We start from the raw sequence: 12,840 nt of genomic DNA on the forward strand, positions 1-12,840 counted from the left end.
CCTATAAAATCAGGCAACGGCATGAATTAACTATAGAAACTCTGCGCCAGGGATCCGAGCAGCAACTGCCAGCCATCGACCAGCACGAACAGCATCAGTTTGAAGGGCAGTGAGATAGTGGCAGGTGGCACCATCATCATCCCCAGCGCCATCAGCACGCTGGCCACCACCAGATCGATAATCATGAACGGGATAAAGACCGTGAAGCCAATCTGGAACGCCGTTTTCAGTTCGCTGGTGACGTAAGCCGGTAACAAAATACGCATCGGCACCGCTTCCGGGCCAGCCAGCGGCGGCAGGTTGGCGAGGCGGGCGTACAGCGCGAGGTCACTTTCACGGGTCTGGCGCAGCATGAATTCACGCAACGGCTGAGCGCCTTTATCCATGGCATCCTGCATGCTGATTTTGTTTTCAGTGAACGGCTGATAAGCGTCGGTGTAAATCTTGTCGAAAACCGGCGCCATGACGAAGAAGGTCAGAAACAGCCCGAGGCCGAGCAGAACCTGGTTCGGCGGTGCAGACGGCGTGCCGAGGGCGTTTCGCAGTAAACCCAGCACGATGATAATGCGGGTAAAGCTGGTACACATCAGCAGCATCGCGGGCAGCAGGGTCAGCGTGGTGATGAAGACCAGCGTCTGGATCGGCAATGACCAGTTTTGCGCACCGTTCGCCATTTGCTGGCTGATGATGCCCGGCAATTGCGCAAACGCGGCGGGGCTGGCGAGCAGCAGCAGCGGCAGACAACGGGTAAGCAAGCGAACAGGACGCTGACGGACAGCGTTAACTACGGAACTCAAGAAGGTCATGCCTGCTTTCCCGGACGTTTCAACATTTTTTGCATCAGCTGACGAAAATCAGCGGGCTTGTCGGCAGCAGCGCCCGGCGTGATATCGGCCGGTGGCGCGCTCAGGGTATGCAGCGGTGTGATGTTGTGGGCGGTCACGCCCAGCACCAGCCAGGTATTGTCCACTTCCACAATCACCACTTTTTCACTGCGCCCGACCTGACAGCTGGACGTGATTTTCAGCAGCTTGTTATTTTTTGCCTGCGGTGCCAGACCGGTCCGTTTCGCTACCCAGCCGATAAACAGAATCAGCAGCAGAATACCGCCGAGCACGGAGCTGACTTGCGTCAGCACGGAACTGGCGGGCACCACCGGCGCAGAGGCATGGGCAGTGGCGGGCGTCACCGCCCCGGAAAGGTACGGGGAATCCGTGGCGGCAGTCTGGCTCATCAGCGGCTCAGACGACGCATACGTTCTGATGGCGTGATGATATCGGTGATGCGCACGCCGTATTTATCGGCCACGACCACCACTTCACCCTGAGCAATCAGATAACCGTTGATCAGAATATCCAGCGGCTCACCGGCCAGACCGTCAAGAGAAACCACGGAACCCTGCGACAGGCGCAGCAGCTCTTTAATGGTCATCTTGGTGCGGCCTAACTCCACGGTCAGCTTGACCGGAATATCGAGGATCATATCGATATCCTGCAAACTGCCTGCTCCTTCCTGGGCGCCCAGCGCGGCGAAAACACCCTCGGTTGACGCTTTGGCGCTGCCCGCAGATTGTTGTTCGTTAAACGCATCAGCCCATAAATCGTCAACGTTATCCGATCCGGCGTCAGACGGTTTATTGGTGTCACTCATGGGGCTGTTCCTCATCTAGAGAATTTAAAATTGGGTTGATCAAATGTTCAACGCGCAGAGCGTATTGTTCGTTTAAGGTGCCGTATTTGCTGGTCAGGACCGGCACGCCGTCGACGTGGGCAATCAGGCGATCCGGCTTTTCAATCGGCAGCACATCGCCCGGTTGCAGTTTCAGGATCTGAGATAAACGCAGCGGAATTTCGACGAAGTTTGCCACCAGTTCCAGTTCGGACTGCTGAACCTGGGTCACCAGATTTTCGCGCCACTGGCTTTCTTCATGACGGGAGTTCTCGACCGGCGGATTGGTCAGCAACTCACGGATCGGTTCAATCATGCTAAAGGGAATACAGATGTTGAAATCACCGCTCAGCGCACCGATTTCCACGTGGAACGGCGTCGTGATCACGATATCGTTTGGGGAAGAGGTGATGTTGGTGAATTTGATCTGCAATTCCGCACGGACGTACTCGACGCTCAGTTTGTAAACGCCGCTCCAGGCATCTTCATAAGCATCCAGCGCCAGCGTCAGCATGCGTTTAATCACGCGCTGTTCGGTGTGGGTGAATTCACGACCTTCTACTTTGGTCGGGAAACGGCCATCGCCGCCAAACAGGTTATCCACCGCGATAAACACCAGGCTCGGGGCGAACACAAATAAGGCCGTGCCGCGCAAGGGTTTGAGGTGGATCAGGTTGAGGTTGGTCGGAACCGGCAGGTTGCGGGCAAAATCATGATAAGGCTGAATTTTGATCGGCCCGACGGTGATGTCCGGGCTGCGGCGCAACAGGTTAAATAGCCCCATACGGAAATGACGGGCAAAACGCTCGTTAATGATTTCCAGCGCCTGCAGACGCTCGCGGACAACGCGGCGCTGAGTCGTGGGGTCAAAAGGTTTAACGCCGTCGTCGGACGCCAGCGTTTTCGCTTTTGTGGTTTCAGCCGCGCTGTCGCTGCTGTCACCGTTGAGCAGTGCGTCGATCTCGGCCTGTGAAAGAATGCTGTCGCCCATAATTTGTTTATCGCAGTATGAAAGCAGTGAAAAGCACGTCGTTGATCGCCTGTGGAGGCTGACCTTTGACCAGTGGCACGTCCAGAACTTGTTTGATTTCCTGCACCAGTTGCTGCTTGCCGGTTTCACTGACTAAATCCGACGTTTTCTGGCGTGAAAGTAACAGCAGCAAGCGGCTGCGGACTTCAGGCAGATACTCATTCAGGATGGCGCGGTTTTTTTCATCCGGCAGACGCAGGGTCAGGCCGATGTAAAGCACACGGTCAGGATCGTTATCCGGTGTTTGCAGGTTGACGGTGAAGGTGTCCAGCGCCAGGAAAATCGGCGGCACCGGCGGCTCATTCTTTTTCACTTCAGCGGTCTGCGAACCCGGTGCTGACTGCTGTTTGTGCAACATCCACCAGGCGTAACCCGCCGCACCACAAGCACCAAGGGCCACCAGTAAAAGCAGAATCATTAAAAGCGGTCGCTTTTTTTTGCGCGAGGCCGAGAGAGCGGAGTCAGACATGGATGAGGCGATTTCCTGTAAGTATGGGCAGATAAGCTGAGGGAAGCCCAACCTGCCGGATCAATTCTGAAAATGATTATCCCGCTTATCCTGTTGTTCAATAGTCAGAATAGGCGGGAAAAATAAGGTCAGCTCTGCCGTTTGAATTAAGTGAACACTGACCGTCAGCAACTACCTGAAACAATTTTGCGAACAATTACGCAAAGATATCGACGCTGTTGTTCCCGCCAAGACGCTGCGCGAGCGACACCGGCACCGGCAGGGCGTCTGCCGCGGCATTCACGCCACCGGCATTAAAGGCCGCCCAGCTTGAGGCGTTCCCCTGCTGCGAACCGGATTGTGAACTTTGCTGTTGCGCCTGTTGCCACTGCGAGCTGTCGCTGCCGACGCTGCTCTGGCCGAGGCTGATGCCGTTATCCGCCAGCGCCGTTTTCAGATCGGGCATCGCGGCTTCAATGGCGGAACGCACCGCACTGTGGCCTGAGACAAAGTGCAACTGCGCCTGGTTGTTTTCAATCTTCATACTGATCTGGATGGAACCCAGATCCTGCGGATGCAGGCGCAACTCGGCGGTCTGCTGCCCCTGACGGTTGAACATCATCACCTGCTGACCGAGTTGCTGTTGCCACTCCGGCGTCCCCAGCTGCGCGTTGAGCAACGGCGTGGACGGCGCGGTCACGGCGCTGGTGGTGGTCGGCGTGGCTGACACCGGCGCAGAAGAGACGGCCACCGCGGCGTTGTTCACCAGGTTCAGGGCGCTGTCCGGCGTCCGGCTGTCAGTCTGTGCCGCCACGGCGACATTGCCGTTAGCCGCGGTCATCGCGGCCAGCGCGCTGGAGAAATCAGGGCTGGCGGCGGAGGTATTTTTGCCTGCCGCGTGCGCGGTGGCGGTACTGGCCGTGGCTGGTGCGCTGCTGTCGGTCACGGCGGTTTTACCGTCATCGGCCAGCAGTGAAGAGGCGGTGGTGGTCAGCCCGGCAAGTAATGCACTCTTTTTATCGGCATCGGCGGTGTCTGAGGACAGGGCGGACTGCGCCGAAGCCGCGGTCGCGGTGGTCAGTGGCTGCGCCGGTTGCTGTTGCGCGGCGAGCTGGGCAAACAGCGCCTGCACCGGCAGGGAGGTGGCATCGTCAGCCTGAGTGTCTTTGTCTTTATCGGTGAGCGCGGTATTTTTGACCGCAGAAGGATCGGTGCCTTTCAGGCTGCCGTTGGGCAACAACTGGATCGCCGCAATCATTTTGCTCAGGTCGCTGTCGTCCAGCGCCAGGCTGCCGTCTTCTTCGCCGGTGGTCACGGCCTGAGTCAGCGTGGCTTTGTCCAGGATCTGGCCTTTGGCACTGATTTTCTGGCCGAGCTGAGATAACTGGCTGGCGAGTTTAGGATCGAGTTTTTCGCCCAGCTGCGCCTGCAACTGGCTGGCAAAATCTGCGGTGGCGCCGGTCGTGGAAACATCACCGGTGGCGACAGCATCCGACGCCGTGCTGGCGGAGGCGGCGGAAACGGTGGTTTTCGCCGAGGTGACGGCCGCAGGCAAGATATTCAGATTCATAGCGTTTTTTTCCTGTAAGCGCTGCGTTGGGCAAATTCATCGTTCTGCTTTTGATCCATCTTGTTCTCATGCGAACGCTGCTGTTCACTGGCACGGGTTTGCAGGGTCTGATAGGCATTCAGTCGCTGTTGTTTATCCTGCCACTGATTGACGGCGGCATTGAGCCGCTGATCCCATTGCTGCAACTGCTTGCGATGCTGTTCAATCGCCACTTCCAGCGTGCCGATAAATTGCTGGTAGTTCTGCCAGGTATTGGCCGCAATTCCGCCGGTCATGGTGGTGTTCAGTTTTTCGCGGTACTCACGCTGATAGTTGAGCAGCATGGTGAGCTGTTCCTGAGCCTGAGAATGCGATTGCCGGATTTGCCCCAAATGATTGGTCGCCTGATCCAGCGCTTTTTGCGCCAGAGAACAAAGGGTGATCAATGGTGATGAACTTTCCATTCGATATTCCTCATACCCTTCATTGTTTGCCCTGATACGGCGCGCACGTTGATGGATATAGTTCTGTGTGTAATGTCTTAGCCAGGGAACAGCATGTTCAGTTCCAGACAGGCGTCTTCATACGTGCTGCGTTCCATGATGTCCTGCTGGAGAAAGTTCTCCATTTGCGGGTACAAGCGGATGGCGCGATCGAGCATCGGATCGCTGCCTGCCGCGTAGGCACCGACGCTGACCAGATCACGGTTACGCTGGTAGCTGGACAACAGTTGTTTGAAATTTCGTACACGGGAATACTGGTTGTCGTCGATAAGCGATGTCATGGCACGGCTGATCGACGCTTCAATATCAATGGCCGGATAGTGGCCGGACTCAGCCAGACGGCGCGATAACACCACGTGGCCATCAAGAATGGCGCGGGCGGCGTCGGCGATCGGATCCTGCTGGTCATCCCCTTCGGTCAGCACGGTATAGAAGGCGGTAATCGAACCGCCGCCGCTGATGCCGTTCCCTGCGCGTTCAACCAGCGCAGGCAGTTTGGCGAAAACGGAAGGCGGATAACCTTTGGTTGCCGGTGGCTCACCGATGGCAAGGGCGATTTCACGCTGGGCCATGGCGTAGCGGGTCAGGGAATCCATGATCAGCAGAACGTGCTGCCCCCGGTCACGGAAATCTTCTGCAATGCGCGTGGCGTAAGCAGCTCCCTGCATACGCAGCAGCGGCGAGACGTCGGCCGGTGCTGCGATGACCACGGAACGGGCGCGGCCTTCGTCACCTAAAATGTTCTCGATGAAGTCTTTGACTTCACGTCCACGTTCACCAATCAGCCCGACCACGATCACATCGGCCTGGGTGTAGCGGGCCATCATGCCGAGCAGAACGGATTTACCCACGCCGGAACCGGCAAACAGCCCCATACGCTGACCGCGACCGACGGTCAGCAGTGCGTTGATGGCCCGCACGCCGACGTCCAGTACGTCGGTGATCGGCGTACGTTGCAACGGGTTAAACGGCGGAGTGATAAGCGCGGCGCGATAGCCGGTGTCCGGTGGCGGTAAGCCATCCAGCGGTTTGGCGCTGCCGTCAAGCACGCGGCCCAGCAGTTGCGGCCCGAGCGGAAGCTGCTTGCCGGCCATGTGGCCGTCGGGAGAAATACGCGCGTAAACGCGGGCGCCCGGCAAAATACCTTCGACTTCTTCCAGTGGCATCAGAAACAGATTCTGGCCGTTAAAACCCACCACTTCGCTTTCTACTTCCTGCACCACTTTGCCGTCATGACGTTCAATCAGACAGGTGGCGCCGAGCGGCATCTGCAAGCCGGTGGCTTCGAGGATCAGCCCCGTCGCGCGGGTCAGGCGGCCATAACGGCGCACGGTCGGCGTGCGGCTCATGCGTTTTTCGGCATCGTCGAGGGATTTCAGCAGGCGGCTCAGGCGGGCGGTCATCCGAGATCTCCCGGCGCGGCGAGGCGGCACAGTTCATGCCAGCGCGTGGCAATCGAGGCATCCATATCGCCATCTTCCGCACTGACTTTACAGCCACCGCTGTGGATCTGATTATCTGCCAGCAAACGCCAGCCGTGCATACTGAGGCTGGCGCCGAGTTGCAGTTCGACCCGCTCGAAATCAGCCGGGTTAACGCGCAGCTGCGGTTTGCCTTTAAACATCGGCTCCAGCTGGATCAGCTGCTGGATCTGTGTGAGCAGGGCGGAACCGTCACAAATCGGGGCCTGACCTAAAATCTGTTTGGCAGCGGTCAGCGCCATTTGCATCAGGCGCGAGGCGATCACGCTGTCCAGCGCGTCGAGCGTTTGCTGGAAATCGGCCACCAGAAGCTGCCAGTGTTCAGTGAGAACGGCCTGCTGTTGCTGACCTTCCAGTAAACCCTGCTGTTGCCCGGCTTCCTGACCGGACTGAAATCCGGCGGCATAACCCTGTTTCTGACCGGCTTCAAGACCTTGCTGAAAACCCTGCTGTTCAGCGCGGCGTTGCAGGTTCAGCAGCTCATTCTGATCGACCTGCACCTTGGGCTGGCCGTCGTCCTGCTCTTCTTCACCTTCCTGAAACAAGGGCTCAAGCGGGCTGGCGAAAGAGGGCATCGCCAGATCGCCCGGCCGCCACGGCTGCCACGGCAGGGCGTTAAGACGCTCGGTCTGCCGCTCTTCAGCGGTTTTCTTTTCCGGCACCGGCTGGTCATTCATTGGATCAGACATAAGAATCCTCGCCGCCGCCGACTACCATTTCGCCAGACTCTGCCAGACGGCGAACCGTTTGCAGGATGGCTTTCTGTTCGTTCTCGACCAGAGACATACGCATCGGGCCACGGTTTGCCAGATCGTCGCGCAGGATGTCGGCAGCACGCTGCGACATGTTGCGCAGGAACTTCTCGCGCAGTGGCTGCTCGGCACCTTTCAATGCCACCAGTAGCGATTCGCCTTCGATTTCCTGCAACAGGCGCTGGATACTGCGGTCGTCCACGTCCACCAGGTTTTCGAACAGGAACATCTCGTCGATAATTTTTTGTGCCAGTTCGCCGTCGTAACCACGCACCGCTTCGATAACCGCTTCTTCCTGCTGAGTTTTCATCAGGTTGATGATTTCTGCTGCTGTACGAACACCGCCCATCTTCGAACGTTTGAGGTTCTGGCCGTCGAGCAGGTTGTTCAGCACTTCGGTCAGCTCGGCCAGCGCCGCTGGCTGGACACCGCCGAAGGTGGCGATACGCAGCATGACGTCGTTGCGCAGACGCTCGTCGAACAGCGCCAGAATATCGGCCGCCTGACCCCGTTTCAGGTGCACCAGGATAGTGGCGATGATCTGCGGATGTTCGTCGCGGATCAGATCGGCGGCAATCACCGGCTCCATGAAGTTGAGCGTTTCCATGCCGCTGGTGGTTTCGCGCGATTCGAGAATGTCTTCCAGCAAGCTCGAGGCACGCTCTTCGCCCAGCGCCTTGGTCAGCACTGAACGCAGGTATTCGCTGGTGTTCACACTCAGCGCAGCATACTGCTCGGATTCGTCCTCGAATTCATTCAGGACCTCGGCCAACTGCTTGTTGGAGATCTGATGGATATTCGCCATCGCGCCACTGATTTGCTGAACTTCACGCGGGGAGAGGTGTTTGAACACCTCCACCGCACGGTCTTCGCCCAGGGTTATCATCAAAATGGCGCTTTTTTCAGTTCCGGTCATAGTCATGGTTGTTCGGTACTCATCCATTGGCGGATAACCAGGGCGACGATACGCGGATCTTTATCGGCCAGCTCCTGTACTCGTTGAGTCTGTACTTCGACGCTGACGCGCTGCTGTGAACGTTTACGTTTCTCCAGCTCGTCGGTGCTGAGTTTGACCGGTTTGCTGCCTTCAGGTTGTGGCATGGAAGCGGCAAGGGCAGCGGCGGCAATGGCTTCTTTCTCGGCCTGCTGTTTGCGCAGCATCGGACGAACAATCTTGCGCCACAGTATCCAGGCCACAATCAGCACCAGTAACCAGCGACCGGCATCGATCAGTTGGTCGAAGAACGCCTGTTGTTTCCAGAACGGCAACTCTGCGGTGTCATCCGCGGCTTCGTTGAACGGTGTATTCACCACGTTCAGCGTATCGCCACGTTCGGTAGAGAAGCCCATCGCTTCGCGAACCAGATCGTCGATCTTCTTCAACTGTTCATCGGTCAGCGGTTTGGATTTGCCATCCGTTCCCACCTGATAGTTGACGACCACTGCCGCAGACAGGCGCTGTACCGCACCGGCGCTGTGCTGGGTGTGGGTGATGGTGCGATCCACTTCATAGTTAGTGGTTTCATCACGACGGCTGTTCGATGGCACCGTTGAACGGTTCGCCGTGCTGTTTTGTGCGCCATTCTGAGCGTTGCCAGCCTGATTCTGATTCTGAGCTGTGTTGGCCGCAGGCGGTGTGGTCACCGGTGCAGTCGCTGCCGGCGCGGGCTGATTGCTCAGCGCACCCGGTACGCCGCCCACTGAAGAGCCACCAATCTGATCGCTGGTGCTGAGCTGGCGGGAACGTACGGCGGCTTTATCCGCAGCACCGTTCGGCTGGTAATTTTCGTCAGTTTGTTCACGGGTGGCGTAATCGATCTGCGCGGTGATTTGTGCGTGCACGTTGCCGTTGCCGACCACCGGTTGCAGAATCGCTTCGATGCGGCGCTGCAGGCGGCCTTCCACTTCGTTGGCGTATTTCAGCTGTGACGCATTGAGGTCGCGGCCATTGCTGTCGGACTGCGTCAGTAAGTGTCCGCTCTGATCGACCACGGTGACGTTGGCCGGGGGTAAACCGGAAACGCTGCTCGACACCATATAAACGATGGCGTTGATCTGGCCATCATCAAGGGCGCGGCCCGGTTGCAGATTCAGGGTGACGGAAGCGGAAGGGTTTTTCTGTTCGCGTACAAATAAAGAAGGTTTCGGAATGGCTAAATGCACGCGGGCGCTCGAGACCGGGCCCAGCGTTTCGATGGTGCGGGAGAGTTCACCTTCCAGTGCGCGCTGATAGTTGATCTGCTCGCTGAACTGGCTGATCCCAAATTTCTCCTGATCCATCAGTTCAAAACCGACGGCGCCGCCTTTCGGCAAACCGGCCGCAGCCAGTTTCAGACGGGTTTCATACACTTTGTCAGCGGGAATGAGGACTGCGCCACCGTTATCAGAAAACTGATAAGGGATATTCATTTGCGTCAGTTGGGTGACGACCGCGCCACCATCTTTGTCGTTGAGGTTGCTAAACAGCACCTTATAAGTAGGCTGCTTAGCCCACAACATCATAACAACAACAATAGCCACGGCTGCCGCAGCAGCAATGGCGATAGGAACTTTTGGGTTGGCGCGCAGGCGATTAAGCAGAGCAGTGAAACCGCTTCCAGGGTTTTCTGCGCCGGCTATTGCGGAACTCATACAAGATCCCTATTTAGCTGTTGGACGGTGGTGTTCATGTTGTCTCTTAACAAAACAGACTCCCAGGTGCGCAATCGGTGAAGCGTGACATTTTTCAAACCCCCACACAGGCAGGCCTATTTTCTAGGTGAGCCATTATTTGTCGCGCAGGGCAAAGTTAATGGCCCGATAAGCCATGGTTTTTGCGGTCAATTATGGCGTTTAGGAAAAAACTGATGTGATAGGGTGTCATTCCATGAAAGAACCCCATTGGTCACCGAAAGAGCGTTAAGCGGAGAAAGCATGTCAATTCAAGGCATTGAGAGTGTTTTACAGCAAATGCAGGCCACTGCAGTGCAGGCAGGCGCGGTTAAGCAGACCGACACCACGTCAGAAGCCGGTTTTGCCAGCGAACTGAAAGCGGCATTAGGCAAGATCAGTGAGACGCAAAACAGCGCCAAACTGCAGGCTGAAAAACTCGAGATGGGCGTGCCGGGCGTCAGCCTCAACGATGTGATGGTCGATCTGCAAAAATCCTCTATTTCATTACAGCTGGGCGTGCAGGTCAGAAATAAACTGGTGGCGGCGTATCAGGATGTGATGAATATGTCGGTGTAGGTGGTATAGGTGTTTGATTTAAATAAATAATCAGGTTAGTCAGTCTTCTTGTGGGGCATGGATGGGGCAAAGTCTCCTAATTTCTGGTTGAGCATTGCAATCTGCTCTCCATTGTTGTCGTTCATCCAGGTTCCATAAACCGAGTAAACCATCTGGGCTGATGTATGACCCATTTGACTTGCTATGAAGTTAGGGTTAGCTCCAGCAGACAGTGACCAGCACGCATAAGTATGGCGAGACTGATATGCCTTCCTGTGTCTGATTGCAGCCCTTCGCAAAGCAGAATTCCAAGACTGACCGATAGACGAAACGGAATAATAGGTGCCGCTGCGATGATTCACGGCGCTTACCTGAGGATTAAAAACGAAGGTGCAATCTTCGATATCCTTTATCTCGTACTCGCGCCGTACAACTTCAATGCTCGTTTTCGCTGCCATCCTGGTCATCTCTGCCTGAACTCGCAAAACATCTATCGCTGGCTGAATGAGATGAATTTCTCTCGTTCCGGCATTGGTCTTTGGCGGAGTAAACTCGTGAACCGCTGTCAGGTTTCGTTTAACTTTGATACTTCCAGCTAGACGCTTTGGATGCCGAGACTTCCCAGGCTTCTGCGGCTGTAACAGCGACAATGAGTAAGGCTAAACTCACTGGGCTTTAGAGCACATCGGTAAAGATGGCGGTCCTATACAGGTAACAAATATGACCAAAGAGGATTACGTCAAAGCGCGGCAGGAGATGTTGGAGAATGACGACTGCTGATGATCTGATGACTCAAGCAAGAAAACTTGAGTGTGAACTTGATGGCCTATATTTCTCTCGGTATTTCTTTAAGCAAAGAACTGGCGGCAAGATGATTGTAGCGCCGCATCATAAGGTCATACAAAGGACATTAGACAGGGTTGTCGACTTAGAGATAACTCGACTAATCATCAGTGTTCCGCCTGTCTATACCAAAACAGAATTAGCAACAATCAATATGATGGGTAGAGGGCTAGCCCTTAATGTAAGTATCTCAGCTTTAGTTCCACGCACTTTTTGAGATTTCCAGTTTCTCAGCCATCAGGCCATATTCTTCCGGCGTCAGGTTATTAAGTGATTAATGAGGCCGCTCACTGTTATATTCATTCAGCCAGCGCTCCGTTATTTTCCGTGCTTCATTCAGTGTTCTGAACAGATAAAAATCCAGTATTTTTGTCTGGTATGTCCTGCTAAAACGTTCGATAAACGCGTTCTGCGTCGGCTTACCCAGCTTGATAAATTCCAGCATCACACCATGGTCTTCAGCCCATTGCGCCAGACCCTGTGATATCAGTTCCGGCCCATTATCCATCCGCATTTTCAGCGGATATCCACGGTTTGCTACTATCCTGTCCAGCACCCGGAGGGATATTCAAGTCAATCTCGATGACCAGAGCCTCGCGGTTAAAATCATCCACGACGTTGAAGGTTCGAAAACGTCGACCGCATACCAGCGCATCGTGCATAAAATCGATAGACCAACTCTGATTGAGAGCTTCCGGCGTTGCCAGCGGAACCGGGTTGCGTACTGGCAGACGTTGTTTACCCTTGCGACGAAAATACAGTTTCAGCAGACAATAAACCCGGTGTACGCGCTTGTGGTTCCAGACGTGCCCCTGCCTGCGAAGGACCTAAAAAAGCTTTTTAAATCCATAGCGCGGATAACATTCGGCCACCTCAGTCAGGCTCTGGATCACCGCCTCATCACGTAGCGTATCCTGTTGATAACGAAACACAGTCCTGCTCAGCGATAATGTCCTGCATGCCTGGCGTATGCTCATCGTAAACTGTGTCGTCAAATAGCTGACGAGCTTACGCTTTATCGCTGGTTTTAAAGCTTTTTTTCGATGGCGTATTTCAGCGCCCGGCATTCAAGACTCAGATCGGCAAACATCTGCTTCAGACGACGATTCTCGTCCTCAAGATCTTTGATTTTTTTAATATCAGCGGCTTCCATCCCGCCATATTTTGCCTTCCAGTTGTAGTAGCTGGCTTCGGAAATAGAGGCATCGCGACAGACATCTTTGACGGTCCTGCCAGACTCGACTGATTTCAGGACGGCGATGATCTGGTGCTCAGTGAATCGGATCTTACGCATAGCGATCTCCTCAGGTTACATAATCAGTATGTCGGAAGATCTCAAAAGTGAACGGGCAGTTTTAG

The 12,840-nt window shown here is 55.4% G+C and carries 12 protein-coding genes and 3 pseudogenes; 2 read left to right on the top strand and 13 right to left on the bottom strand.

Annotation, left to right across the window (positions count from 1 at the left end; all coding sequences use genetic code 11):
- Positions 1-26 precede the first annotated feature (26 nt).
- From fliP to fliF, 11 genes are all read right to left on the bottom strand, one after another.
- Positions 27-806, bottom strand: coding sequence for a flagellar type III secretion system pore protein FliP (gene fliP / locus ED901_RS04565; protein ID WP_056769869.1), 780 nt, complete (start codon positions 804-806; stop codon positions 27-29).
- Positions 803-1,234 (bottom strand): flagellar biosynthetic protein FliO, encoded by a 432-nt coding sequence (gene fliO, locus ED901_RS04570; protein WP_056769871.1) that lies wholly within the window; start codon positions 1,232-1,234, stop codon positions 803-805. The genes fliP and fliO overlap by 4 nt, the downstream gene beginning before the upstream one ends.
- Positions 1,234-1,650 carry a flagellar motor switch protein FliN gene (fliN, locus tag ED901_RS04575; RefSeq protein WP_056769872.1) on the bottom strand — a complete coding sequence of 139 codons (417 nt, stop codon included), beginning with the start codon at positions 1,648-1,650 and terminating at the stop codon, positions 1,234-1,236. The genes fliO and fliN overlap by 1 nt, the downstream gene beginning before the upstream one ends.
- Positions 1,643-2,659, bottom strand: coding sequence for a flagellar motor switch protein FliM (fliM, locus tag ED901_RS04580; protein WP_056769874.1), 1,017 nt, complete (start codon positions 2,657-2,659; stop codon positions 1,643-1,645). The genes fliN and fliM overlap by 8 nt, the downstream gene beginning before the upstream one ends.
- Before the next feature lie 7 nt (positions 2,660-2,666).
- A complete protein-coding gene (gene fliL, locus ED901_RS04585; RefSeq protein WP_056769878.1) occupies positions 2,667-3,167 on the bottom strand; it encodes a flagellar basal body-associated protein FliL in 501 nt (166 codons plus the stop codon).
- A gap of 196 nt (positions 3,168-3,363) precedes the next feature.
- A complete protein-coding gene (locus ED901_RS04590) occupies positions 3,364-4,716 on the bottom strand; it encodes a flagellar hook-length control protein FliK (RefSeq protein ID WP_122095047.1) in 1,353 nt (450 codons plus the stop codon).
- On the bottom strand, positions 4,713-5,159 hold the full coding sequence (gene fliJ, locus ED901_RS04595) for a flagellar export protein FliJ (RefSeq protein WP_056769886.1): 447 nt from the start codon (positions 5,157-5,159) through the stop codon (positions 4,713-4,715). Before fliJ ends, ED901_RS04590 begins: the two co-directional genes overlap by 4 nt.
- A 77-nt stretch (positions 5,160-5,236) precedes the next feature.
- Positions 5,237-6,601: a flagellar protein export ATPase FliI gene (gene fliI / locus ED901_RS04600; RefSeq protein WP_122095049.1), complete on the bottom strand. Its 1,365-nt coding sequence runs from the start codon at positions 6,599-6,601 to the stop codon at positions 5,237-5,239.
- Entirely contained in the window at positions 6,598-7,368 is a 771-nt protein-coding gene (gene fliH, locus ED901_RS04605; RefSeq protein WP_122095051.1) for a flagellar assembly protein FliH, read from the bottom strand. The genes fliI and fliH overlap by 4 nt, the downstream gene beginning before the upstream one ends.
- On the bottom strand, positions 7,361-8,353 hold the full coding sequence (gene fliG, locus ED901_RS04610; RefSeq protein WP_056769895.1) for a flagellar motor switch protein FliG: 993 nt from the start codon (positions 8,351-8,353) through the stop codon (positions 7,361-7,363). The genes fliH and fliG overlap by 8 nt, the downstream gene beginning before the upstream one ends.
- Positions 8,350-10,062 (bottom strand): flagellar basal-body MS-ring/collar protein FliF, encoded by a 1,713-nt coding sequence (gene fliF, locus ED901_RS04615; RefSeq protein ID WP_122095053.1) that lies wholly within the window; start codon positions 10,060-10,062, stop codon positions 8,350-8,352. Before fliF ends, fliG begins: the two co-directional genes overlap by 4 nt.
- A 282-nt stretch (positions 10,063-10,344) precedes the next feature.
- On the opposite strand from fliF, the gene fliE reads away from it, so the two are divergent.
- Positions 10,345-10,659 (top strand): flagellar hook-basal body complex protein FliE, encoded by a 315-nt coding sequence (gene fliE / locus ED901_RS04620; protein WP_056769901.1) that lies wholly within the window; start codon positions 10,345-10,347, stop codon positions 10,657-10,659.
- Positions 10,660-10,694: 35 nt separating this feature from the next.
- Here fliE and ED901_RS04625 read toward each other — a convergent pair.
- Positions 10,695-11,234, bottom strand: a pseudogene (locus ED901_RS04625) (integrase); the annotation flags it as partial.
- 170 nt (positions 11,235-11,404) lie between these two features.
- On the opposite strand from ED901_RS04625, the pseudogene ED901_RS04630 reads away from it, so the two are divergent.
- A pseudogene (locus ED901_RS04630) lies at positions 11,405-11,662 on the top strand (DNA-packaging protein); the annotation flags it as partial.
- Between the two features lie 15 nt (positions 11,663-11,677).
- On the opposite strand, the pseudogene ED901_RS04635 reads toward ED901_RS04630, so the two are convergent.
- Positions 11,678-12,775 (bottom strand): annotated as a pseudogene (locus ED901_RS04635) (IS3 family transposase).
- Between the last annotated feature and the right edge of the window lie 65 nt (positions 12,776-12,840).

This window comes from Rahnella sp. Larv3_ips, from assembly GCF_003697865.1.
GTDB lineage: Bacteria > Pseudomonadota > Gammaproteobacteria > Enterobacterales > Enterobacteriaceae > Rahnella > Rahnella rivi.